The organism is Desulfurellaceae bacterium (assembly GCA_021296095.1).
Taxonomy (GTDB): Bacteria; Desulfobacterota; Binatia; order Bin18; family Bin18; genus JAAXHF01.
In genome coordinates this window covers 1-22,870 of record JAGWBB010000043.1, presented here as the reverse complement: position 1 = coordinate 22,870, position 22,870 = coordinate 1, and the positions used below count along the sequence as shown (strand labels likewise).

Annotated in this window: 21 protein-coding genes; 9 read left to right on the top strand and 12 right to left on the bottom strand. The window is 62.1% G+C overall.

Annotated features, from left to right (window positions below; all coding sequences use genetic code 11):
- Positions 1-343: 343 nt before the first annotated feature.
- From J4F42_12140 to J4F42_12130, 3 genes are all read left to right on the top strand, one after another.
- Positions 344-1,453, top strand: a complete 1,110-nt coding sequence (locus J4F42_12140; protein MCE2486258.1) for a hypothetical protein — start codon at positions 344-346, stop codon at positions 1,451-1,453.
- Between the two features lie 12 nt (positions 1,454-1,465).
- Positions 1,466-3,922 (top strand): MMPL family transporter, encoded by a 2,457-nt coding sequence (locus J4F42_12135; protein MCE2486257.1) that lies wholly within the window; start codon positions 1,466-1,468, stop codon positions 3,920-3,922.
- Positions 3,923-4,105: 183 nt separating this feature from the next.
- Complete coding sequence (locus J4F42_12130) at positions 4,106-5,794, top strand: thiamine pyrophosphate-binding protein (GenBank protein MCE2486256.1); 1,689 nt, start codon at positions 4,106-4,108, stop codon at positions 5,792-5,794.
- A gap of 51 nt (positions 5,795-5,845) precedes the next feature.
- Here the strand turns inward: J4F42_12130 and J4F42_12125 are convergent, their stop codons facing one another.
- Both J4F42_12125 and J4F42_12120 read right to left on the bottom strand, forming a co-directional pair.
- Positions 5,846-6,109 carry a hypothetical protein gene (locus J4F42_12125; GenBank protein MCE2486255.1) on the bottom strand — a complete coding sequence of 88 codons (264 nt, stop codon included), beginning with the start codon at positions 6,107-6,109 and terminating at the stop codon, positions 5,846-5,848.
- 9 nt (positions 6,110-6,118) lie between these two features.
- Positions 6,119-7,000: a hypothetical protein gene (locus J4F42_12120; GenBank protein MCE2486254.1), complete on the bottom strand. Its 882-nt coding sequence runs from the start codon at positions 6,998-7,000 to the stop codon at positions 6,119-6,121.
- Between the two features lie 247 nt (positions 7,001-7,247).
- Here J4F42_12120 and J4F42_12115 point away from each other — a divergent pair, with 247 nt between their 5' ends.
- From J4F42_12115 to J4F42_12095, 5 genes are read left to right on the top strand one after another with little or no spacing between them, the layout of a single operon-like run.
- Complete coding sequence (locus J4F42_12115; protein ID MCE2486253.1) at positions 7,248-7,991, top strand: outer membrane lipoprotein-sorting protein; 744 nt, start codon at positions 7,248-7,250, stop codon at positions 7,989-7,991.
- 2 nt (positions 7,992-7,993) lie between these two features.
- On the top strand, positions 7,994-9,259 hold the full coding sequence (locus tag J4F42_12110; protein MCE2486252.1) for an ABC transporter permease: 1,266 nt from the start codon (positions 7,994-7,996) through the stop codon (positions 9,257-9,259).
- A gap of 3 nt (positions 9,260-9,262) precedes the next feature.
- Positions 9,263-10,543, top strand: a complete 1,281-nt coding sequence (locus J4F42_12105; GenBank protein ID MCE2486251.1) for an ABC transporter permease — start codon at positions 9,263-9,265, stop codon at positions 10,541-10,543.
- An 8-nt stretch (positions 10,544-10,551) separates the two neighbouring features.
- On the top strand, positions 10,552-11,262 hold the full coding sequence (locus J4F42_12100) for an ABC transporter ATP-binding protein (protein ID MCE2486250.1): 711 nt from the start codon (positions 10,552-10,554) through the stop codon (positions 11,260-11,262).
- Positions 11,259-12,473: a hypothetical protein gene (locus tag J4F42_12095; GenBank protein MCE2486249.1), complete on the top strand. Its 1,215-nt coding sequence runs from the start codon at positions 11,259-11,261 to the stop codon at positions 12,471-12,473. The genes J4F42_12100 and J4F42_12095 overlap by 4 nt, the downstream gene beginning before the upstream one ends.
- Here the strand turns inward: J4F42_12095 and soxA are convergent, their stop codons facing one another.
- The 7 genes from soxA to J4F42_12060 all read right to left on the bottom strand — a co-directional run bounded on the left by soxA (position 12,474) and on the right by J4F42_12060 (position 19,275).
- Positions 12,474-13,709: a sulfur oxidation c-type cytochrome SoxA gene (gene soxA, locus J4F42_12090; GenBank protein ID MCE2486248.1), complete on the bottom strand. Its 1,236-nt coding sequence runs from the start codon at positions 13,707-13,709 to the stop codon at positions 12,474-12,476.
- A gap of 1 nt (position 13,710) precedes the next feature.
- A complete protein-coding gene (locus J4F42_12085) occupies positions 13,711-14,997 on the bottom strand; it encodes an FAD-dependent oxidoreductase (protein ID MCE2486247.1) in 1,287 nt (428 codons plus the stop codon).
- A gap of 31 nt (positions 14,998-15,028) precedes the next feature.
- Positions 15,029-15,388, bottom strand: coding sequence for a c-type cytochrome (locus J4F42_12080; protein ID MCE2486246.1), 360 nt, complete (start codon positions 15,386-15,388; stop codon positions 15,029-15,031).
- Between the two features lie 317 nt (positions 15,389-15,705).
- On the bottom strand, positions 15,706-16,029 hold the full coding sequence (soxZ, locus tag J4F42_12075; GenBank protein ID MCE2486245.1) for a thiosulfate oxidation carrier complex protein SoxZ: 324 nt from the start codon (positions 16,027-16,029) through the stop codon (positions 15,706-15,708).
- Positions 16,030-16,036: 7 nt separating this feature from the next.
- Positions 16,037-16,555, bottom strand: coding sequence for a hypothetical protein (locus tag J4F42_12070; GenBank protein ID MCE2486244.1), 519 nt, complete (start codon positions 16,553-16,555; stop codon positions 16,037-16,039).
- Positions 16,556-18,718, bottom strand: a complete 2,163-nt coding sequence (locus J4F42_12065; protein MCE2486243.1) for a xanthine dehydrogenase family protein molybdopterin-binding subunit — start codon at positions 18,716-18,718, stop codon at positions 16,556-16,558.
- 83 nt (positions 18,719-18,801) lie between these two features.
- Positions 18,802-19,275, bottom strand: coding sequence for a (2Fe-2S)-binding protein (locus tag J4F42_12060; protein ID MCE2486242.1), 474 nt, complete (start codon positions 19,273-19,275; stop codon positions 18,802-18,804).
- 630 nt (positions 19,276-19,905) lie between these two features.
- On the opposite strand from J4F42_12060, the gene J4F42_12055 reads away from it, so the two are divergent.
- Entirely contained in the window at positions 19,906-20,853 is a 948-nt protein-coding gene (locus tag J4F42_12055) for a site-specific DNA-methyltransferase (protein ID MCE2486241.1), read from the top strand.
- A gap of 377 nt (positions 20,854-21,230) precedes the next feature.
- On the opposite strand, the gene J4F42_12050 is transcribed toward J4F42_12055, so the two are convergent.
- The 3 genes from J4F42_12050 to J4F42_12040 all read right to left on the bottom strand — a co-directional run.
- Positions 21,231-21,788, bottom strand: a complete 558-nt coding sequence (locus J4F42_12050; GenBank protein ID MCE2486240.1) for a DsbA family protein — start codon at positions 21,786-21,788, stop codon at positions 21,231-21,233.
- A gap of 68 nt (positions 21,789-21,856) precedes the next feature.
- Positions 21,857-22,648, bottom strand: coding sequence for a hypothetical protein (locus J4F42_12045; GenBank protein MCE2486239.1), 792 nt, complete (start codon positions 22,646-22,648; stop codon positions 21,857-21,859).
- Between the two features lie 13 nt (positions 22,649-22,661).
- Positions 22,662-22,870: SDR family oxidoreductase (locus tag J4F42_12040; protein MCE2486238.1), on the bottom strand; the 209-nt coding region annotated here is incomplete at its 5' end.

Genomic DNA, 22,870 nt, shown 5'->3' with positions numbered 1-22,870 from the left:
CCTGCACCACTTTCGACCCGCTGAACCCCGCTCCCCTCCCATCCCATGACCGTATCTGAATCACTCTCCAGCGTTGTCTGGACCGGCATTCTCTGCTGGGCTGCCTGGATGATGCGACAGAGCAACGCAGACCGGCAGGCGATGGCTGATACACTCGGCGTTCATACACGTACACTTGACACCCATACACGCGCGTTGGAGAGACTGTTGGAACGGGCGGTTTAGATATTCTCCTGTCCCTCTGAACCCTTGACTTTTACAAAAAAACCGTGCAAAGGACGGAGATCATACCGCCCTACCGGGGATAACTATACTCGCACCATTTCAAAGGAGGTCACAGGCGATGGATACGTACAGGGCCGGCAGTGCCCGCACACGTCTGAGTTTCTTTGCCCTAGCCGTTGTACTGGGGCTTGGACTAGCCGGCTGTCATCGGGACTATTCAGCCGCATTTGTCGACAAGCTTATCACCCGCACCGATAAGTTTTTTGACGTTGCTCACGCCACGGGCGACACCTTTGTCATCGTCGGCTACAACGGGCGCATCATCCGCTCCGAGGACGCCGGCGAAACCTGGATGGAGGTCGAGTCTCCCGCGGAATGGTCGCTCAACCAGGTTGAGTTCGTCGGCGATGAGGGCTGGGCGGTCGGTCACTACGGCACCGTCCTCCACTCGCGCGACGGCGGTCAAACCTGGACCCAGCAGCAGTCGGATACCGAGAAGACGCTGTTCTCGGTTTCTTTTGTGGACAATCTGCACGGCTGGGCGAGTGGTGACGAATCGACAGTGGTCTCGACGGATAACGGCGGGGAAACCTGGACGGCCAAGCGGATTGAGGTGTCACAGGTCGGTCTCAACGACGATATGCGGCTGGCCGTCCCCGACATCATGTACTACGGGGTCCACTTTGTTGACACCCAGCACGGCTGGATGGTGGGCGAGTACGGCAACGTCCGCAACACCACCGACGGCGGTCAGACCTGGGGCTCTCAACACGGCAGCCTGCTCGAGTCGCTGAGAGAGATGGGCGTGGTGGCCTCGGATGTGATGTCGCTGGCGGCCTTCTTCCGCGTCCATTTCAGCGACTCCAACAACGGCCTCATCATCGGTGGTGCCGGCGCGGCGGCCACCACCAGCGACGGCGGCCAGACCTGGGCCTGGGTCGCTCGGGAGGGCACCACCGGAGCCGGGATCCCGAACATGCCCCTCTACGACCTCGTCCAGCCGAATTCCGACGGTGCGCTGATTGCCGTGGGCTCGAACGGCCTGGTGCTGCACTCCGACAACAACGGCGCCAACTGGTCAACGGCGGAAACCGATGCCGACGTGTTCACCTGGCTGAACGGGGTTGCCATCGCAGAGAGCGGTAACGGCGTGATGGTCGGTGGAAAGGGGAGTATTCTGCTGACCAGCGATGGTGGCAAGACCTGGCGTCCGGTGAAAGACCAATAAAAGGAGACACCCATGGCTGATGAAACGAACACCTCGGAACAATCGCACGCCCTCGCGGAAAAACCGGCCCTCTATCGCCTCGGCGAAGGGCTCATTCGACTCCGTTTGCCGATTACCCTTATCGTCGCCCTGGTGACCGGCTTCATGGCCTATCAGGCCTCAAAGATGGAGATGTTCACCCAGTTCAGCAACCTGCTGCCCTACCAGCACCCCTGGATTCAGGTCCACTTCCGCTTTGCCGAGCAGTTTGGCGGCGCCAACAACGTCAACATCATGCTCAAGGTCAATGAAGGCGATGTCTTTACCAGGGAGTTGCTGACCAAGATCTATGACATGACCCAGGCGATTGACCGGGTGTCGGGGGTGAACCACGATCAGATTGAGTCGATCGGTCACCGCACCACCCGCTATCTGACCGTGCTGGGAGGCACGATCGCCACCCCACCGGTCATGCGCCGCCCACCCAAGACCGATGCCGAGGTCAATGAGATCAAGGAGATTTGTTACAACGACGAATCCATCTATGGCCAGCTCGTCGCGCTGAACGGCCAGGCACTCCTGATCAAAGCCAATTTCATTGAGGGTCGTCTGGACTACAAGGAGATCTTCGACCAGATTGCCCGAACGGTCAAAGAACCGTTTGAAACCGAAAACCACGAGATCTACGTCGCCGGTGAGCCACAGCTGTACGGCTGGATCTACTACTACGCCAACGAGGTGTTCTACGTCTTTCTGGCCGCAACCCTGGTGTGCTGGATCCTGCTCTACCTGTACTTCCACGACTGGCGGGGTGCCCTGCGGCCAACCATCACCGGTATTCTCTCGGCCTTCTGGGGCTTAGGTATCCAGTCCATGATGGGTTTTGCCATGGACCCCCTGGCCCTGGTGATCCCCTTCTTTGTCACGGCACGGGCGGTCAGTCACTCGGTCCAGATGCACGAGCGCTACTATGAAGAGTACCGGCGCTGTAACTGGAATAAAGAACAGGCCATTGTTTCAGCCTTTGCCGAGCTGTTCGTGCCGACCCTGAGCGGTATCATCACCGACTCGCTGGGCATGCTGGTGATCATCATCGTGCCGGTGGTCATTCTGCAGCGGATCGCCATCTCGGCCTCCATCTGGGTCGCCTCGGTGGCGATCAGTGAGCTGCTGCTCAATCCCATCGTCTACTACTACCTCAGAGCCCCCGACAGACAAAAAGTCATTCAACGAGAGGAGGGCTGGCTCCAGAATCTTATTGGCAAATGCGCGGCCTGGATTGTGATCCCGCGCAACTCCAGGATGATCATCGCCTTCTGGGTTATCTCTTTCCTGATAGCCCTGACCCAGATTCGCCACCTGACCATCGGCGATCCGAGCGCCAGCACCCCGTTGCTGCACCTGGATTCTCCCTACAATCAGGCCCACCTCGAAATTCAGAAGTTCTTTGGCGGCATTGAGCCCTTGATTATCGTGCTCGAAGGCCGGGACAAGGATGTCCTCAAAGATCCTACCCTACTGCGCAATATGGAGAGCTTCCAGCGCTACATGGAACGCGATCCGGATATTGGCTACAGCTTCTCGCTGGCCGATATCATCCAGTCGATCAACATGACGTTCTACGATATGCAGCCGCGCTGGGGCGTGATTCCGCAGGAGCAACGAAAGGTCAGCGCGCTGTTCTTCTTCTTCTTCGCCGGCGCACCACCGGGCGAAACCTCGCGTTTTCTTGACCCGAGCTATACCACCACCCGGGTGACTTTCTACTGCGCCAATCACCAGGGCGACAATATCGCCCGGATCATGCACTTCGTGCAGCAGTATGTGAACGATAATCCGCTCGAGACCGCCGACTATCGCCTGGCCGGCGGCCTGATCGGGGTAACCGCAGCGGCCAATGAGGAGATTCTGAAAAACGACATTCTGATGAACGCCCTGGGTTTCGGCACGATCTTCCTGATCGTGATGTTTACCTACCGTTCACCGGTGGCCTCGCTGGTGATGATGATCGGGCTGTTCCTGGCCAACGGGATTGTGAATGCCTATATGGGCTTCCGCAATATCGGGATCAACCTTCAGTCGCTGCCGATCGTGACGGTCGGAGTCGGTTTCGGTATTGACTACGCCCTGTACATCGTCAGCCGGGCGGTCGAAGAGTACAACGGCCCAACCGTGGCCAAGTCCCTCGAAGAGTATTCGGTCGGCAAGGATCTCAGCGACACAGAGATCGAGTCGTACCGGGTCAGCGAATCGGTCCGCATGGGGCTGCATACGGCCGGCAAAGCGGTGGCCTTTACCGCCGCCACCCTGATCGCCGCGACCATGCTGTGGTCCTTTGCCAGCATCCGGTTCTGTTCCGAAATGGGGCTGCTGCTGGCGCTGTGGATGGGTATCAGCTTCTTCGGCGCGTGTACCTTCGTGCCGGCCGCGCTCGTGCTGTGGAGACCAAAATTCTTCCTGCGCGCGGCCAGAGAAGGCATTATCGCCTAAGCCGGCGGGCAAGCTATACGCTGCGGGGGCGGGCAGGCATTCCAGCATTCGCCGCCTGCGCATAGAGCTTGGATGTCGTGACCATCAGACGGTAGGGGCGGGTTTGAAACCCGCCCCTCCTTTTTTGTTCCGGAAAAATATGGGAAGATGCCCCGTCTTCATACCCACAAGGAGGGCAGTCGTATGGCAAGTGTCGATGGAGGAGTGCTGATTGGTCGCATCCTCAAAGAGCAAAACGTAAAATACATGTTCGCCGTCAACGGCGGGCATACCTTCCCCATTTTGGCCACCCTGCGCGATAACGGCATCAAGCTGATCCATATGCGTCACGAACAGGCCACGGCGTATGCGGCCGACTCCTATGCCCGGGTCACCGGAGAACCGGGCGTGTGTTGCGTGACCGCCGGCTGCGGTCTGACCAACGCCGTGACCGGACTGTGCGGGGCGGCCCTGACAAACAGTTCGGTGGTGTGCCTGTCCGGCCAGCACCCGACGACCGAGGACTACATCGGCTCGTTTCAGGAAGCCTACGGCTCGGATGTCGTCAGCTCGTTTGCCAAGTTCGGCAAACGCGTCCTGGACTGGACAACGATTGAGGTTGACCTGCGCCAGGCCTTTCGCGAGGCCAAGAATCCGCCCCAGGGCGTTTCCATGCTGGAAATCCCGACCAACATCCTGTACCAGACCGACGACGAGACCAAACAGCGCCGGGGAGCCAAAATCTACGACACCGATGCCATTCGCTCCCAGGGCGACCCGCGCAGCATCGAAAAAACGGCCGAACTGCTGTTCTCGGCCCAGCGTCCGTTGATTGCCGGGGGTGACGGGATCTTCTGGTCCGACGCCCAGGAAGAACTCAAAGAGCTGGCCGAGCTGACCAGCACGCCGGTCTACTGCCGCCGGGCCGGTCAGGGCGCCCTGGACGAGGACAGCCCCCTGGCCATCCGTGGGGCGTGGAAAAAACCCTTTACCGGTAACGCCGATGTGGTGCTGGCGGTGGGCTTTCGCTTCTGGAGCGGTGAAAAATTCGGTGAACCGCCGACCTGGACGGATAAGGCCACCTATATCCAGGTCGATACCGACCCGCAGCGCGTGGGCTGGCACGTTCCGGCCGAGGTCGGTATTGTCGGCGACCCCAAGCTCGTCCTGCGCCAGATTATCGACGCCATCAAAGCCATGCAGCTCGACTTCAGCGCCAAACGCGAGAGCCCGTGGCTGCAACAGATGGTCGAGGTTCGCCAGAACTACGAACGCATGATCGCAGAACGGGCGGCCAAGACGCATAGCGATGTGCCGATTCACCCCGACCGGCTGACCAAGGACCTGATCTCGGTCATTGACAAGGACGCCACCCTGATCATCGACAGCTTCACCCTCAGCGGCTACACCAGCCAGTGGTTCACCGCCCATACCACCGGACAAATCGTGGACGCCGGTCCGCTGGCCCCAGTCGGACACGGGGTTGGCATGGGGATCGGGGCGCAGCTCGGCCGACCGGGCAAACAGGTCGTAGTTGTCTCGGGCGACGGCGGCCTGGGCATTGGCGGCATGGATATGGAAACCGCCGCCAAATACGACATCCCGATTATCTGCCTGCTGTGGAACAACAGCTCGTGGGGCCCGAGTTTCGAGCAGATGCCGCTGCTCAAGGGCCGGACCGATCCGTTCGATATGGTGCCCAATATCCGCTACGACAAGGTGTTCGAGCCGATGGGGGTGCATACCGAGCACGCCGAGACCCCGGACGAGATCATCCCCGCCCTGGAGCGGGCACTCAAATCCGGCAAAACCTCGCTCATCAACGTGCTGGGCGATAAGCGCTTCGGCCACCCGTCGCTGGGCGGCAACCTGCTCGGCTCGACCCAGGTCTGACGGACCTGACAGGTCTGATACGGCGCCTGGAGGCGCCCCATCGGGGCGTCTCTAGGTGTCGTGTGACCGAGCTTTTTTAAGGACAATCTCAATCTCATCTAGCGGTGACAGGCCGCGGTTGCGGAGGTGGCAGGTCCAGCCCTCAAACGTCCGCAGGTAGCCCATAACGTGACGGATCAAGCCAGGCTTGATCCTGACTTCCCACTCGTCCAGCCACTCATCACCCTCAAAATCCTCATCGTCCCAGGCTTCGACCGGGATATCCGCACTCAGGGAAAAGCGCAGGCGAAACGTCCGTTCTTCAGTGTCCGGCACGACAGCCTCCTATTCGCTCTCCAATTCGCGTTTCGCCTCCAGCAGGCGTCTTTTCTGGTCCTGGCCAAGCTGAGGATAGCGCAGGGGCAGCGCCCCGAGCCGCGCCGCGACAATATCGGCAACCAGAGCCCGGGCGTACCATTTGTTGTCGGCCGGCACGATATACCAGGGCGCCCAGTCGGTGCTGGTCTGGCCCAGCATATCCTCGTAGGCCTGTCGGTAGTCCTTCCAGTGTCGCCGTTCATGAATATCGGCGTCGGAGAACTTCCAGTGTTTTTCGGGTTCGGTCAGCCGAGCCAGAAAGCGCTTTTTCTGTTCCTCTTTTGACAGGTGCAAATAGAACTTGAGGATTTGGGTGGCGTTGCGCACCAGGCCCTTTTCAAAGCTGTTGATGTCGTCAAAGCGCAGCTGCCAGATGTCTTCTCCAGGCTGGCCGGGCGGGAAGCGCTGGGCATCGAGAAACTTTGGGTGCACCCGCACGATCAAGACCTCTTCGTAATACGAGCGGTTGAACACGCTGATCTGGCCCTTGGCCGGCAGGTAGCGGCTCGGCCGCCACAAGAAATGGTGCCGCACCTCCTCTTCGTTGGGCGCCGCAAAGCTGTGGACCACACAACCCTGCGGGTTCACGCCGGAGAACACGTGCCGGACCAGACCGTCCTTGCCCGAAGCGTCGGGTCCCTGCAGGATGATGAGAAAGGCGTATTCGGCACTCGCCCACAGGATACGCTGGGATTCTGTCAGGTCTGCGATATTCTCGCGCAGGGCCGTGCGCGCTGCGGACTTGTTCTTGAACTCGGGGCCGGCTTTTGTCCGGTAGTCGTTCAGACGAACCTTGTGGCCCGGCCTGACCAGATACGGGCGGTGATCGAAATGCGGTGCGGCAGACATATGGTTCTCTCCGAGGGGCAACGCTGATCCCTTCTTGATTCAGCGGGTTCTCATCGTTCCCCTTTGCTGGGTGGCGCTCGGCGGACTCGACCTGAGAGTGCCATGAACGGCGAATTTGTCAAACACGGTAAACGCTGATGAGCCTCTTCATCAACAAGAGAGCAGCGTTCAGCGTGACGCCGTGGGACTTGTCCCCAACGGGGAGAGATGCAAAGCTAGGGCCGTGCACACAAGACGCGCGAGGTTCATGCGACTACTCGTCCTGAGCGTCGGACTCGGCCTGTTCAGCCCGGCCTTTGCGACCGATGAGCAGCGTGCTCGGGAGATTGTTGACCGGGTTGACCGCCTGCTGCGGGGCGATTCGAGCCGGGGGATTGTGACCATGCAGATCGTGACCGAAAACTGGCAGCGCAGCCTGACCATGCAGATCTTGTCCCAGGGCACCCAGAACGCCCTGGTGCGGATACAGCAGCCCAAAAAGGAAGCCGGCACGGCCACCCTGAAAGTCGACAATAACATCTGGAATTATCTGCCCAAGGTCAGTCGCACAATCAAAATTCCCAGCTCAATGATGATGGCCTCCTGGATGGGCAGCCATTTCACCAATGACGATCTGGTCAAAGACAGCCAGCTCGTGCGTGACTATTTTCTGGAAATCGCCTTTGAGGGCGATCGGGATGGCACCCCGGTGTATGAATTTTTGCTCACCCCCCGGCCCGAAGCGCCGGTGGTGTGGGGGAAAATCGAGCTCGAAGTGCGCCAGGACGACCTGATGCCGACCTGGCAGCGCTATTACGACGAGGACGGGACGCTGATGCGCGAGCTGCGGTTCTCGGACTACACCACCCTGGGCGGCCGCCTGGTGCCGGCCCGCATGGTCATGCAACCCCAGGACAAACCCCAGGAACAGACCGTGATGGTGTATGACGACATGGAGTTCGACATTCCGATTGCGGCCGACACCTTTTCCCTGCGCAACCTGGAACGCTAGCGGTGATCATCCGACTCGTGCAGCTGGCCTGGCGCAACCTGTGGCGCAACCCGCGACGCACCCTCATCAGCGTCACGGCGATCGCCCTGGGCTATGCCATGCTGCTGCTGTTCGCCTGCCTGCTGCACGGCCTGAGCCGGCAGATGATCGACAACGGCACGCGCATGGGCCTGTCGCATATGCAGGTTCACGCCCCGGAGTATTACCCCGACCGCTCGCTCCACCATACGCTGGGGGGACGGACGGGGACCGAGCTTGACGGGCTGCTGACGGCCCTGACGATCCAGCCCCAGGTCCTGGCCGCAGCCCCGCGGGTGTACGGCTATGGTCTGGTGAGCGGTACCGACCACTCGGCCGGGGCCGATCTGCTCGGCATTGATCCGACCCGCGAGCAACAGATTTCGCGTTTCCACACCCGTCTTACCAGCGGCCGCTTTCTCAATCCGCAGGCCACGGACGGCGCCAATGAGGTCGTGCTGGGCGAGAAGCTGGCCAGTACCATTGCCGTCGAGCCGGGTAGCGAGATCATCCTGCTCACCCAGGCCGCAGACGGCTCAATGGGCAATGACCTGTACACCGTGGTTGGCATTCTGCGGACCGGGTCTGAGACCATCGACCGTGGCACTGTGCTGATGCCCCTGGCCGCTAGCCAGGAGCTGCTGAGCCTGACGGCCAACCGGATTCATGAAATCGGCGTGCTGACCACCACCGCAGATATGGCCAGCGCGGTTGCCGACAGACTCGAAAGCCAACTCGGCGGGACGCTGCCAATCCGGGTTCGGGCCTGGCCCGAGCTGTCCCCGGCCCTGGCCGACTATGTCCAACTCAACGAAAGCTCAAACACCTTTCTTTTCGCGATTATCTTCCTCGTCGCCATCATCGGGGTGATGAACACCATGCTGATGGCGGTGTTTGAACGAACCCGTGAGTGTGGCGTGCTCATGGCCCTGGGATTACGGCCGATGTCCATGACCCTGCTGATCGTGCTCGAAGCCAGTCTGCTGGCCGGGGTGAGTGTCGCCCTGGGAGCCGGTCTTGGTGCGCCGCTGGTGTGGTATCTCCAGACCTATGGGCTTGATTTACGCACCGTGATGGGAGAGCTGTCCTTGGCCGGTGTCGTCCTCGACCCCATCTGGTACGGCCAACACGACTTTCCCACCTATCTGCGGGCCGCGCTGGGGCTGGCGCTGGTGGCCGTGCTATCGGCGCTGTATCCGGCTATTCGAGCGGCACGTTTCCGACCGGTCGAGGCCATGCGACGGGTGTGAGCCATGCGACGAGCCTGCCTGCTCTTGAGCCTGGCCTGGCGCAACCTGTGGCGCCACGCGCGGCGGACCATGCTGACCGTCCTGGCGCTCGGCCTGGGGCTGGGTTTATTGCTCCTGTCGCTGGGGCTGGGTGACGGCGGCCATGAACAGATGATCGTCAACGGCATCAAGCTGGGCGGCGGTCATGTGGTGATTCAGGCCGAGGGCTATCAACTCAGCCAGTCCCAGGATCTGCTCATTCCCGCCCACGTCGTCTCAACCGTTGACAAAACCCTGGGCACCGACCGCGCCCTCCACAGCGTCAACCCCCGCCTGCTGGCCTCGGGGCTGCTCAGTTCTGCGGCCAACGCCTCGGGTGTAGGCATTGTCGGCGTCCAGCCACACGCCGAGCGAGTCGTCTCACTGATTCCGCAGCGCATGGTCGCCGGCGCGTATCTGGACGGAGAGCAGTCTTCAGGGCTGGTGATCGGGGATGAGCTGGCCAAAAAGCTCAAGGTCCGGATCGGCTCAAAAGTCGTCCTCATGGCCCAGGCCGTCCATCCGCAGACGGGCAACCGGAACGGGGGCGGAGGAGAGATTCAGAGCGGTCTGTTCCGGGTCGTCGGCATCTTCCACACCGGTCTGCGCGAGTTGGACGCCTATCTGGTCCACCTCGCTCTGCCGGCAGCCCAGGCCTTTCTGCAGGCGGGCGATCAGCTCAGCCAGATCGCCGTTTTCCTGCATCAGGACAGCGCTACCGTGGCGGCGGCAGACGCCTTGCGGACCCAATTCACGCCGACTGAGATTGAAATCCTGACCTGGCGTCAAGCCCTGGCCGAGCTGGCCCGATTTGTCTGGCTCGACGACGCCTTCAACTATGTCATGAACGGCATGATCCTGGTCATGGTCAGCCTGGGCGTGCTGAACACCATGCTGATGTCTGTCTTGGAGCGGCGCTACGAACTCGGCGTGTGCGCTGCGGTCGGCCTGCAGCCGGCGCAGCTGTTGACCCTGGTCATGTATGAGTCGGTACTCCTCATCCTGCTCAGCCTGATCCTGGGCCTGATCCTGGGCTTGGGCGGTCACTGGTATTTTGCGACCTATGGCCTGGATATGCGCGTCTTCACCGAGACCGACCTGCCGGTTGCGGGGACCGTCTTTGACCCGATCCTGTACTCGTCGCTGAGTGCCGCGCGGATTATCTGGGCGGTTGGCATAGTCGGCGCCTTGGCCCTGCTGATGGCCGCCTACCCGGCCTGGAAAGCCGCCCGCACCGAGCTGCCCGGGGCACTCCGAACCATGTAGGAACAGCCATGAGCGACTGGGCGGTCGAACTCAAAGACGTAACCAGGACCTACCGGACCGACGGCCTGGAGGTGCCCGCTCTGCGGGGCGTTGACCTCCACATCGCCGCGGACGAATTTCTGGCCATCGCCGGGCCGTCCGGCTCGGGCAAGACGACCCTGCTGAACATCATCGGTGGACTCGACCGGGCCGACGACGGACAGGTGCGGGTGGCCGGTCAGGATTTTCACACCTTATCCAACAGCCGGCTGGCCCGGTTGCGGCTCCGGCACATCGGCTTCGTGTTTCAGGCCTATAACCTGATCCCGGTCCTGACCGCCCGGGAGAACGCCGAGTTCACCCTGCTGCTCCAGGGGGTCTCCGAAGCGCAACGGCGGGAGCGCATCGACCAGCTGTTCACCGAGATCGGCCTGAGTGGTCTCGAAGACCGGCGGCCCACCCAACTGTCCGGCGGCCAGCAGCAGCGGGTGGCCGTTGCCAGAGCCATGGCGACCCAGCCGGCCCTTATCCTGGCCGACGAGCCGACCGCCAACCTCGACTCGTCCACGGCCGCGGCCCTGCTGGATGTCATGGCTCAGCTCAACCACACCCACGGCACGACATTCATCTTTTCCACCCACGACCCCCAGGTCATGGACCGCGCCCGGCGTCTCATCCGCTTGCGGGACGGCCGGATCGTGAGCGATGAGCGCCAGACAAGCTCAGCATCCGAGTCATGACGGCCCGCCTGCGCTTCAGCCTGCTGGCATGTGTGCTGGTCCACCTGAGCTTGGCCTCCGATGCCCGCGCCCTGTGGGATGACCCCGCCGACATGCGTCTGACCGGCTACGTCAAAACCCTGGCCCTGGGACAGGAGCCGGCCCTGCCCGGCCTGTCGAATACGGCCACCGACCTCACCCGTGCGCGGGTGATGCTGGAGGGCGATATCGGCAGCTGGTTACGCTGGACGGTCCACTACGAGCATGTCGGCGTCATCAATCCGAGTTCGGAAACACGAGCGGGCCTGTTTTCCGGCGACCGCCAGACCGACGGCTCTGCCGTGTTTCCCTTTGACTGGACGGCCAGGCACAACAGCGGTTTTGTGTGGCGGCATGCCTTGGACCGCGCCAACGTGCAGCTGAGCCTGCCTGCGGCCGATATCATTATCGGCCGTCAGGCCGTATCGTGGGGGGTGGGCCGGGTGTGGACGCCGGCCGACCTGTTTGTGGCCTTCTCCCCGGTCGCCATCGACCAGGAGTTCAAGCCCGGCATAGACGCCTTCCGGGCCAAGGTTTCGCTGGGCCAGTTTTCCCAACTCGACGCCGTGTACGCCGCCTTTGGTGAGAGCTTTCGGCACCACGCCATGGGGTTGCGCGGCCAGACCAGCGTGCGGGATTTCGATCTCGGTCTGATGGCCGGCAGGTTTTTTCACGACCTTGTGGTCGGCCCCTTCTTTGACGGTCAGCTGCGGGGGGTCGGCGTCCGGGGCGAGTTCACCTTTACCTGCAACAACGCCGGGCGGGTCTCCGAACGGCGGACCTTCTTCCGGGCCGTCAGCAGCGTAGACTACCGTTTTCTCAACGGCCTGTACGCACTCCTGGAATACTATTACAACGGCTTCGGCCAGGCCGACGCGGCCTCGTATGTGCGCCTGGCGACCTCGCGACGGCTGGCCCGGGGCGAACTCTTCAACCTCGGCCAGCACTACCTGGGCGGCCTGCTCGACTATGAATTTCACCCCCTGGTCCAGGGCTTCCTGTTCGGCCAGTGGAATCTGCGCGATCTGAGCGGCCTGGTCGGCCCGCTTATCAGTGTGTCGATCAGCGATGAGGCCGACCTGCGGCTGGGCGCCTATTTTCCGTGGGGCGCCCGCGTTCGTGGCACACGCCTGCGGAGCGAGTACGGCCTGTATCCACGCATCTACTACGCCCAGCTGCGGCTGTATTTCTGACTACCGCCGCACGGCCGGCGTTTCGACCCCCAGACCACGCCCGCGCCAGGCCAGATACAGCTCAAGATTGACGTACGCGTCAGTCCCGTAGGCCAGCGGCTCGGCCCGGATGGCGGTATTACACCAGGCAAACATGCGGTGGCTGGAGCCGAGGCTTTGCCAGGCATGGCGGTAGATCGGGAAGCCGTTGATCTGACCCTGGCTGAGGATATCGCCGCGCAGGCGTTGGCCGGCGTACTTGTCGTGACACTGGGCGCAGGCCATATCGAGTTGCCCCCGGCGGCGCTCAAAAAACGCCCGGCCGGCCTCAAAAAACGGCCTGGCCGGTCCCTCGATATCAACCCGGAGCGGCAGGCCGCGCGACTGAAAGCCGATTAGCGCGGTCAGGGCCAGCAACTCCTCGGACTCATACGCATAGGCGGCCGCTCCGAGCCGTTCTTCACGGCAGCGGTTGATCTGTTGTTCGAGATTGATCAGTTTGTTGCGACGGGTATCGAAACGGGGATATCGGGTTCGGGCGCCGCGCATGCTGACCGCAGGGTCGGCGTGACAGCTGGCGCACGACGTGTGGCTCGGGCCGTGCGGCTGGGCCCACAGCTCGCCTCCCCGCTCGACCCACAACAGGCCCGGATTGCCGAATGCATCGTCCTGTAAGCGCCGGTTTTCCTCCGACAGATACACATAGCCCGAACGGCGACCGTCCACTACGGTAGGCGAGCCTGTCTCCGTGCGGTCCGGGTCGACGCGATGCGGACGGGAAGCCGGCAGCGGGGTTAGCCCATCCGCCCGCAGGCTGAGGAGATAGGCGACTACATCCTCAATCTCCTGGGCGCTGAGGATAGGCCGCCCGCGATAGGGTCCAAGCACCCGGTACAGACCCTGGGTGGAATGATAGGCCGGCATGATGGTGTGCGGGTCGAGCGCCTTGGGGTTGACCAGCCGCAGGCGCAGCTCAGCCGCGCCGGAGCGACTGCCGATGCCATCCAGAGGCAGCCCCAGGCTGCCGTGAAACTGCCGCCCGGGCAGCGGCATGGCGTGACACACCACACAGTCGCCGCGCTCGCGGTCGAGCACGATACGTCGCCCGCGTTCGACATCGCCGGGCTGGTCGGTGAGGGCAGCCGGCAGAGCCAACTTGGGACTCGGAGCCGGGTCGTTGGCATCGGCAAGACCCGAGGCGAGACTCAGCCCCCACAGGACAGCCAAGACGGCCGAAAGAGCATTGACAAAAGACATCCTAGCCAAAGGTATCGGCCGTGATATTGGCGTACCACGACCGGGCATAGTCGGCTTCCAGGGCGCGGGTTGCCTCGGGGGCGTCGAGCGGGCTGGTTCCGCTTGAGCCAGGCACAACCCGAATCGTGTCGTCTTCAACCCGATAGACCGCGCTGATGGAAATGCCGTAGTCGGGCGCGACCAGGCTGTAACAGGTGTTCATCAACACCGGCTGGGCGAGCGGCTGGCCGCGCAGCTGGGCGACGATGGCCAGCGCGCAGGCCTTGGCCTGGATATTGGCGCTGAAGGCAGACTTGGGCATGGGGTTGGCGATAGCCGCGTCACCGATGATATGCACATCTGGATGCCCGACCGACTCAAAGCTGCTGGCTTTGATCGCACACCAGCCCCGGCCCTGGTCGAGCCCGGCGGTGCGGGCAATCGCCGCCGCCCGTTGCGGCGCAATAATATTGGCCACGGCCGGTGTGTATTCGTCAAACTCTGTGCGGACGATGCCGGCCTTGCTCTCGACCTCGATGACCCGTCCGCCCTGACTGCCCGCCACCCATTCGAGCAGGCCGGGATACAGACGTTGCCAGGCGGCCAGAAACAGCCGGTCCTTGGTAAACGTGTCCTTGGCATCCAGGATCAGGACTTTTGACCGGGGCTTATGGGTTTTGAGATAGTGGGCGATCAGACTTGCCCGCTCGTAGGGTCCGGGCGGACAGCGGTAGGGCGTTTCCGGGACCGCAATCACCACCAGCCCGCCATCCTCCATGGCCATGAGCTGTCGGCCCAGCAGAACGGTTTGTGGCCCGGCCTGCCAGGCGTGGGGGAACACCTCGGCCGCAGCCCGGTCGTAGCCGTGCGGCGCTCCCCAGCGCAGTTCAACGCCTGGTGAGAGCACCAGCTTGTCGTAGGTCAGGCTCTGGCCGTCGGCCAGGTCGAGGCGATGCCGGGCCGGATCAATCTGTGTGGCCCGACCGTATATGAGCCGCACCCCATAGCGTTCCCGGAGCGTGCGGTAGCCATGCGTCAGGGAGGCCAGGTCACGCAGGCCAACCAGGGCGGTGTTGCTGAACGGACAGCTGATAAACCGCTCTTCGGCCGTTACCAGGCTGACCGCAAGCTCGGGGGCGGCCAGGCGCAGGTATTTGGCGCACGTCGCCCCCCCAAAGCCGCCGCCGAGCACCACGACCCGGCCGGAGGGCTTGGCCCACGGGCGGGACCTGAGCAGCCCGGCCACAGGCAGGCTGCCGGCTAGGCCCAAGGCCTGGCGACGCGTCAGCACCGGCATGCGTGGCAGCACGGTGATCAATCCTCTCTTGCTGACGAACTGCTCAGGATTCACCCTCTTGCCCGAAATGGGCGACCACGGCCTCGATATCCGCAGGGGTAAGCCCTGTGGCAATGTAGTGCATGACCGTCGCCGGACGTTGTTCGGTCCGAAAGGCATCCATCGCCTGCCTGAGGGCTTTGGGGGACAGACCATTAAGCCCGGGAATCGCCCCCCGGCTACGCCCGCCCGGACCGTGACACACGGCGCACGCCGAGGCCAGGGCCGCGCCACGGCCGGCGGGCGGGTCCGCGCCGGCCGGATGAGCGACGGACAGCAGCCCCAGGAACGCCACCAGCCCCAGGATCGGGTAGTGTCTCAGTTTGCATTTCTTTCCTGGAGGAGCATTCTCCCGCCCAGACATCCTCCTGCGCTTCGCGCTTCCCTCTTTGAAAACGTGTGATGCAAAAAGAAACCCACCCCGGCCTCCGGCCACCCCACCGAGGAGGGGTGCCGCCCCCATCCCCTCCTCGGAGGGGTGCCGCGTCAGCGGCGGGGTGGGTGCTCTCCAGCCCAGCGGCTTCCGCACGGCTGGTAGGAGCAGATTCCAGGTCATGTGCATCACACGTTGAAAAAGGGGGACTGAGGGGGATTTTCCCGGCGCGAGTAGCGGACTGAGAGCAGGCCGGTGTGGGTTCTACGGGCAAGCATGTCCAAACTGAGGCAGGACCGCATGAAGTTTCACTGGCCGACCGTAATTGCCACACGCTCGGAGGTGGTGACTCCGGCGTCGTCGGTCCACGTACACTCCAGTTCACCCGACGATTCGGCGGTGGTGAAAAACGAGAAATACGGGTTGGCGGCAATGCCGGGAAACAGCTCGGCGTGGAACACCTCCTGGCCGTTATACCGACACACAAGCGTATGCACGATATTCTTTGGAATCTTGTGGCCGACGTTGTCATACCGCAGGCCGGTTTCCATGGGATGGCGGATGAGCAGGCGCACCTCAAAAATCTGACCGGCTTCGAGCCGCTGCGGAACGTGTATCCTCGCCGTCGCCATAGCCTGCTCAGCTGCCCTCGACACACGCCGCCGCAGTAACCGCCACCTCGGCCGTATCCAGCCACGCCGACCCGTCGTTCATCACCGCCAGGGCCAACACCCGCTGGGTGCCGGCCAGCCGAATCCGTGTGCTCACCTCGGCCCGTCCGGCACGCGGGCCGAGAGAGAAGCGGGCAATAAGCGGGCGAGGATTTTTTTCCGAGAAGATGTGGATCTGGCGCACATAGGCGGCCGCCGTCATCGGGCTCTCGACCTCGACCTTGAGCCGTACCGAATTCCCGCTCTCGGCCAGGGTCGGCAGGCTGAGCCTGACCCGCCCGCGCCGGGGCGGCACGCCGCCGGTGGCGTCACGAATGAGCGGCCTCAGATTTTTCGGCAATATACGCTGGGTGATGGCTTGGTCGGGCTCGACCGCCCGAACCGGGCGCGGCCTGAGCAGCGACACCAGCGGTAGGCCCGTCAGCAGGCCCAGCAGGCGGCGGCGCGGCAGTCGCCCGCACGCTGAATGATTGAACGAGGCAGTCATCTATGCCCAGCGTACATCATGCTGCTTGAGCGGCAGGGAGCGGATGCGCTTACCGGTAGCAGCGAAAATCGCATTGCACAGCGCCGGCGCCAGCGGGGACATGCCCGGCTCTCCAGCCCCGCCCCAGAAACCACCGCTGGGAGCCAGGATCGTCTCAACCTTGGGCATCTCGGCAATCCGCATCATCTGGTAGTCATGGAAATTGGACTGTTCAACCCGGCCGTCCTTGATCGTAATCTCGCCGTACAGCGCGGCCGTCAGCCCGTACACCACGCTACCTTCGAGCTGAGCCCGCACCGAGTCGGGGTTGGCGACATAGCCGCAGTCGATGCCGACCAGCACCCGGTCGATATGGAGGGCGCCCGCGTCGTTGACCGACACCTCGATAACGGCTGCGGTATAGCTGCCATAGGCGTCCTGCACGGCAATACCGCGGTGGACCCCCTGTGGCGGCGCGGTGTCCCAGTCCGCAGCCTCGGCCACCGCATCAAGAATAGCCAGGTCTTTCGGCGCCCCGGCCAGAAGTTTGCGGCGAAACCGATACGGGTCCTGGCCCGCAGCCTGGGCCAGCTCATCAATGAAACACTCCCGAAAGAAGGGGTTGTGGGTATGGGCCACCGCCCGCCACGGTCCGGGTGGCACATGGGTGTTGCGCATGGCGTATTCCATGTGGACATTGGGGAAGGCGTAGGGCGCGTCGGCAAAGGTCCGCACCCCGACCATGTCAACCCCGTCCCGGACCAGACCGGGACGCACCGTGCTGAAAATCGACTGCTCGGCCTGGCGCACATACCAGGCGCTGGGCTCACCCGCAGCATCCAGGGCGGCCCTCATGCGGACCAGCGCGACCGGTCGATAGCGGCCGTGCTGGATATCCTCTTCTCTGGACCAGATCAGCTGGACCGGGGTGCCGGGCATGGTTTTGGCGATCATGACAGCCTGGCGTACAAACTCGATATACAGCCCCCGGCGGCCAAAGCCGCCGCCCAGATCGACCTTATGGACCTCAATCCGATCAACCGGCACCTCGGCCGTCTCGGCCGTCACCGCCACGGTGGCCTCGCTGTTCTGAGCCGGCGCCCAGACATCGACCCGCGCGTCGGTATACAGCACGGTGCAGTTCTGAGGCTCCATGGTGGCGTGTTCCAGATACGGCGCGTAGTACTCGGCCTCGACCGTCTTGGCCGCACTGGCGAAGGCCTGATCCACATCGCCCTGGTGGCGTGAGACGGGAGCGGTTTCAAGGTCCAGGCCCTCACGCAGGAAGTCCATGATACTGGCGCTGCTAACCGTGGCGTTGTCGCCAAAGTCCCACTCAATCGGCAGGGCGCGGAGCGCCTGATGGGCGTTCCACCAGCTCTCTTTGGCCACCACCACGACCGCGTCTTCCAGGGGCAGGACTTTGATAAATCCGCGCATATCGGCAATTTTTTCGGCCTGGGCGCTTTTCAGCCGGCCGCCGAACACCGGGCACTGGGCAATCGACGCGTAGACCATGCCCGGCAGCCGGGTATCAATCGCATATGCGGTCGTGCCGGTCACCTTGTCCGGGATATCGAACCGGGCCGCAGGCTGGCCGAGCCGTTTCCAGGTCGCGGGATCCTTGAGCGGCGGGTCGGCGGGGATCGGCAGCCTGGCCGCATCGGCCGCCACCACCCCAAAACTCAGCTGACGCTGGGTCGGTGGGTGGCTGACCAAGCTGTTCTCGGCCACACACTCTGAGAGCGGCACTCCCCAGTGTAGGGCTGCCGCCTCAGTCAGCATCATCCGGGCCGCCGCCCCGGCCTGGCGCAGATACTCCTGGCTGTCCCGGATTGACCGACTCCCGCCGGTCGCCATGGTGTGAAAAATACGCCCGCGTCTCAGGTGTTCGCTGGTGGACGCATACTCGGCCCGCACCTTGCTCCAGTCGCAGGCCAGCTCTTCGGCGACCAGCATCGGCAGGCCGGTGAAACTGCCCTGGCCCATCTCCACCCGGGCCACCCGAATGGTAATCGTGTCGTCCGGGTGGACCAGGATCCAGGCTGTGACCTCCGGGCTCTGCTCGACGGTCGCTTGCCCGGTCTCGGCCGCGCCGCGGTCGGCCAGCACGACTTCCAGCAGCAGGCCGCCACCGACCGCGGCGGACCGTAACAGAAATGCACGACGGGATAGCTGTTTCATCGTCGCCTCCTGTGTTCAACGCCTTGCGGCATCCGATAGAGACTCACGCCTGGAGTATATCTCGATGGCATTCATTAGATGGGTCACGCGCTCGCTCCCGTGTCTGAGGCCGGCTTTCCGGCTGCGGTGTGAATCGCGGCTCGAATCCGCGCGTAAGTGCCGCAGCGGCAGATATTGGTGATCGATCCGTCGATATCGGCATCGGTCGGCTTAGGATTTTTTGCCAGCAGGGCGGCCGCAGACATAATCATGCCCGTCTGACAGTAGCCACACTGCGGCACCTGGTGCTCAACCCAGGCCCGCTGCAAAGGGTGGCTGCCGTCTTTGGACAGGCCCTCTATGGTTGTAATGTTTTTGCCTGCGGCAACCGAGACCGGGATGACGCACGAGCGCGCCGCCTCGCCGTCCAGGTGGACGGTACACGACCCGCACTGGGACATGCCACAGCCAAACTTGGTGCCGGTCAGCCCCAGGATATCCCGCAGCACCCACAGCAGGCGCATGTCGGGGCTGACCTCAAGACGATGTTCGGTTCCGTTCACGCTCAGGGAAATCATGCTCGCTCCTTTTGCCTCTTGAACCCTCTTTACCGCACAGATTGAAAGACCACAAATCGTCTGTCAAGCAGAGGAGTGTGATGAACTGTGAGCTATCTTAGCGGAAATCGCTGCGGCCTATAAAGCAGGAGGCAAAACACCGTGAGTAAGGTAGGACGCAGGATTCTGAAGAGCGCCCGGCAGGCTTTAGCCTATACCAAAGGGACGGCCAAAGCGCACCAGTACGGTGTCCATATTCCAGACAGACTTGACGTGAAAGCCATTCGGAGGAGAGAAAGCTTGACAAAGACTCATATTCGCCTTATCTTCGCCCTCCGGTAAGGATGGAGAGAAAAACACATCAGACACCTTGTTTGCTCGTATCAGAGCACCTTGGTTGAGGACGTCACGCTCGACCACAAAAGAAGCCCTTCATGCCACACCCGCTTGAACACGAATATGACCTGACAGCAGCAGAACTGCTCGACGCCATCAATGGACTGATTTCATGTTCATTCGCTCACGGCACCTGACGAGACACACCAGGTATCCTCACAAGCTCGCCGTCATGCACAGGGTTCCGTTGCCAGGTTCCGATTTTGGTCCTCCGTGGTACAGTTCCCTCACCGCCCTCCTTGAGGACAAACCGAGATGAAGAAGCATTACAAAACGCCCCTCGGTACGGCGTACTGCGCCGATGCAATCAACATCCTTTCGGAGCTGAAGGATGATTCCGTTGACCTCGTTGTCACGTCGCCACCCTATGCCCTCCATTTCAAGAAAGAATATGGGAATGCCGACCAAGAGAGCTATATTGACTGGATCAGTCCGTTTTGTGAGCAGATCAGACGGGTCTTGAAACCGGAGGGAAGCTTTGCCCTCAACATCGGTGGAGCGTGGACCCCCGGAAACCCAACGCGCTCCCTGTATCACTTCCGTCTCCTTCTCCATCTGTGCGATAACTTAGGATTCAAACTGTGCCAGGAATTTTTCTGGTATAATCCGGCGAAGATTCCCGCCCCTGCCGAATGGGTCAACGTCCGCAGGATTCGTGTCAAGGATTCTGTTGAATATATCTACTGGCTGGGCAAGACGGCTTCTCCTAAAGCCTGTAATAAAAACGTTTTGCAGCCGTACTCTAAGGATATGCTCCGCCTCATAAAGCGTGGCGTTTCTGCAACCCGTCGCCCGTCGGGACATGTGATTAAAAAAAGCTTTGCAGACCATAAAGGCGGATCAATTCCCCCTAATCTCATTCAATGTGGCAACAACGAAAGCAACAGCGCGTATCTGCACGGACTGAAGGCAGCGGGGAGAAAGAGTCATCCTGCTCGATTCCCAGCTGAACTCCCTCGGTTTTTCATCAATTTCTGTACGGATCCCGACGCCCTGGTTCTTGATCCGTTCGCCGGTTCCAACACGACCGGGATGGTAGCTGAAGAACTGGGCCGACAGTGGATGTCTGTCGAGAAGAATGAGGAATACTGGGAGGATTCAAAACTCAGATTTTTCTCGGAAGAACAGAGCACTGATGAAAAAATCAAAGGGGGTCAAACACAGCTCAGCTTATTAGAAGGCGGCTCCTCGCCCGGAAAATAGTGGGGGGTGACGTGCGCAGAACAACCCACTCCGACCCTTCGGGCCACCCCTGCGAGGAGGGGAGATGCACTCCGTCCGTCTGACGGGACAGGGGTGCTAGTGCGCCGAACGCTCTCCGCTACCACGCCTCCTCAATGCACAGCAGCCTCTCTTGGGGGATATGTCGTCGAGACCTCTGGACTCTTCACTATGTTCATGTTCTTCGTAACACCCTCCTCCAAACATATACGCGCCGAGGCGTTCCAGTACGAACAGGATTTGTTGATAACCCTCTGCGTCTTTCAAAGCGGCGGCTCTGGCCTCAGGGAACTCGTTGCGAAAATACAAGACTGCTTCAGAGTCTATTTCACAGGTGAGGTCGGATTCAGCGTCCATGCCTATCGCTCTAGCCCCAGGGCGGCCAGATCCTGCCAGTAGGCTTCTTCCGGCACCATGCCGATCTGGCGCCTCTTGCCGCCCATGATGACCGTCGGCACCGCACTGACCAGGTGGCTATCAACCGCCTCAACACACTGCTGACGGACCTGATCCTGAAAGGTATTGTCCTCGATGTCGCGCAGAAAGGCGGTCATATCCAGGCCGCACGCCCGGGCCACGGCAACGAGGTTGTCCTTGTCGATGAGACTCTTGCTGTCGATGAAAAAGGACCGGAAGAGCTGGGTATGGAAGTTCAGAAACAGCCCCTCGCCCTGGTGCTGGGCGGCCACACCAGCCTCCAGGCCCGGCATACTCCAGCGCGGAAACTCCTCGTGCGGCCACATGGTGTAGGACAGGTTTTCCGGTTCGGCCAGCGCCGAGGCGCGTTTCCAGGCATTCTCGGCATAGCTGTCGCGAAACTGAAACGGCCGGGAGTCATACTGTGGACGCAGGGCAAACGGGTGCCACTTGATGCGGACTTTATCGCCGTAGTGCTGTTTGATCTTTTGCAGGCGCACGGCCGCAGGATAGCACCAGGGTCACAGATAGTCAGAGAACTCGATGATTTCGATTGGCGTATCCATAGTTACTCTCCCCTTTTTTCTTGCAGTCTGGCGATGACGGCGTCATGCACCCGTCCGTTTGAGATCACCGCGGTGCCGCTATAAATCGAAGGGCTGCCGCTGAAGTCAGAATAGCGCCCGCCCGCCTCGGTCACAAGAATCTTGGTCGGCGCCACATCCCAGGGCTTGATCTCCGGCTCAAGCACGACCTCGGCCTGGCCGCCGATCACCAGGCTGTGGCCGAGCGCATCGCCAAACCCGCGCTGCCGGGCGGTCGCGTCCACCAGGGCTAAAAAGGCCGGCCAGCAGGGACGGCTTTTCAGGTCGTTCAAGCCGCCGTGGATGAGCATGGACCGGTCCAGGTGTTCGACATCCGACACCCGTACCCGCCGGTCACTGGCTGACGCCGCCTGGCCCTGGACAAACGCCCCCAGGCCGTGTCGGGCGTACAGCAGCTCGCCCAGTGCCGGCGCATACATCACCCCGGCCGTGATCTGGCCGGCCTCTTCCAGGGCGATCAAAACGGCAAAAAACGGGATGCCGCGAATGAAGTTCTTGGTGCCGTCAATCGGATCGATGATCCAGCGCGCGTCGCCCCTGCCCGGCCGCTCACCCAGCTCTTCGCCCAGAAAACCGTGGTCCGGGAAGCGCTGACTCAGGAGGCGGGTGATACACGCCTCGCTCTCACGGTCGGCGCGGGTGACCGGCGTGCGATCCGCCTTGGTTTCAACGCTGAGGTTTGTGCGGAAATAGTGCTGGGCGATTTCCCCGCCGGCTTTGGCCGCCTCAATTGCGGCCGACGCAATGGCGTCCATGCAGACATCCCCGCTACAGCAGCCCGCGCACCACCCCGCCGTCAACCTGGATACTGACTCCGTTGACATAGCTGGCCGCTTCCGAGGCCAGAAAGACGATGACGTTGGCCATCTCCTGGGGGTCGCCGACCCGTTTCAACGGAATGTTGGCGGCGCTGGCCTCCAGCGCCTGGTCAAACGACTGGCTGGCCCGCTCGGCCCGGGCGGTGATGCCGCTGCGCA